A 1,647-nucleotide genomic window follows, 5' to 3' on the forward strand; every position below is an offset into this window, starting at 1 on the left:
ACCGATCGCCGCGCTGCCGCTCTTGCTGCGGCTGTGCTGCTCGCTTGTGTCCTGTGCCGACTCCACCGTGATGTCGTGGTCGGCCGCCAGCAACAGGGTGTTGCCCGCTTTGACGTCGCTGCCACGGATCAAGAGGTTGCTGTCTTCACCGCCGCCGGTGGCGATCAGGGTGACGTTGCCGCCGGCGTGCAGGGTCGAGCCCTTGCTGGTGTCGCTGTGTTGTGTGCTCTCGCTATGACTGCGGCTGCCGCCCACGGTGATGGCGACGTTGATGCCCGCTCCTTGCGCGACGCCCTTGGCGCTGTCGGCCGAGAGGTTGCCCATCGCCTGGCCCGCCCCATACGCGCTGTACGCCGCCGACGCCCCGGCCAGCGCCTGCATCCGCGCATCGCCCTTGGCCTGGCTGCCCGCCTGCGCGCTGTGCAACGCCCCCTGCGCCAGGTTCAGCGCCGCCGAGGTCACCGACACCGTCAACCCGCCTTGCTTGAACGCCGTCTTCTGCGCGCTGTCGCTGGTGTCATGTACCTCGGTAATCGCGATGTCCTTGGCCTTGGCGGTGATGTCGCCTTGCACCGCCATCACATCGCTGCCGGTGATCGCCAGCGTGTTGCCCGCCACCATCGTCACGTTGCCGTCCAGGCTGCCCACCGTGCTGCCGGTGTGGGTCAGCGTGCTGCTGGTGGCATCGGTCTTGAGCGATTGCTTGCCAATGGTGAAGTTCAGGCCACCGCCACCGAACAGGCCGCTCTTCTTGCGCTGGCTGTCGTGTTCTTCGCTGTGCGTGTTCTGCGCCGTTTCCAGGGTCAGGTTGTTGCCGGCGGCCAGCACCACGTCGCCGGTGCCAACGATCTGCGCGCCTTGCGACAGCAGATCGTTGCCCGCCGCGATATGCACCGTGTCGCCACTCAGGCTGCTCGTCACCGCAATGCTGTCGTGGCTCTCGTCGTGCGTGGTCGTCGTCTTGCTGGAGAGGAACTTTTTCTTGCGCGTTTGCTCGTCCACCACGCTGTCGTGTTGTTCCTGCGTCGCCGTCAGCGCCACGTCGTGGCCGGCGGCCAGGGCGATGCCGCCGGTCTGACTCGCCACCGCCGTCGATGCCAGGGTCAGGTCGTTGCCTGCGCGCATCACGATGTCGCCACCCGCACCCAGTTGCGTGCCTTGCACGTGTTCGTCGTGGGTGGAGGTGACCAGCGAGTGGCGCTTGCTCACGCTGCTGTTGGACTGCGTGCGGCTGTCCACCACCGCCTGACTATCAATGTCGTGACCGGCCTGCACCGCCAGCGCCTTGCCTGCGCCGATCTGCGCCGCTTGCAAGGTCACATCGTGGCCCGCCGCCAGCACCACGTCGCCGGCGCCTTGCACGCTGCTAACCGCATGCGTGGTCTCGCTGCTACGTTGATAGTTGCGCGCATCGTGCGTGGCGTCGGTGCTGTGCGTGAGCGTCTGCGCGCCCAGGGTCAGGTCGTGACCGGCCACCAGTTGGGTCACCCCATCGGTGCCGGCGTTGCGCACCTGCGCGCCCTGCAAGGTCACGTCGCCGCCCCCCACCACCGATAGGATGCCGCTGCCGTTGCTGCCGGTGACGTACAGCCCGGCCACGCGCGCGATCTGCGTGGTCGCGTACTGATGCGCGCCGCCGCCTTGCAG

The 1,647-nt window shown here is 67.6% G+C and carries 1 protein-coding gene; it reads right to left on the reverse strand.

Features of this window, described 5'->3' with window-relative positions; translation table 11 throughout:
- Positions 1-1,647, reverse strand: a 1,647-nt coding sequence (locus XalbCFBP2523_RS15720; protein WP_211286577.1) for a hemagglutinin repeat-containing protein, incomplete at both ends; no start/stop codon positions are given.

This window comes from Xanthomonas albilineans, from assembly GCF_002939705.1.
Taxonomy (GTDB): Bacteria; Pseudomonadota; Gammaproteobacteria; order Xanthomonadales; family Xanthomonadaceae; genus Xanthomonas_A; species Xanthomonas_A albilineans.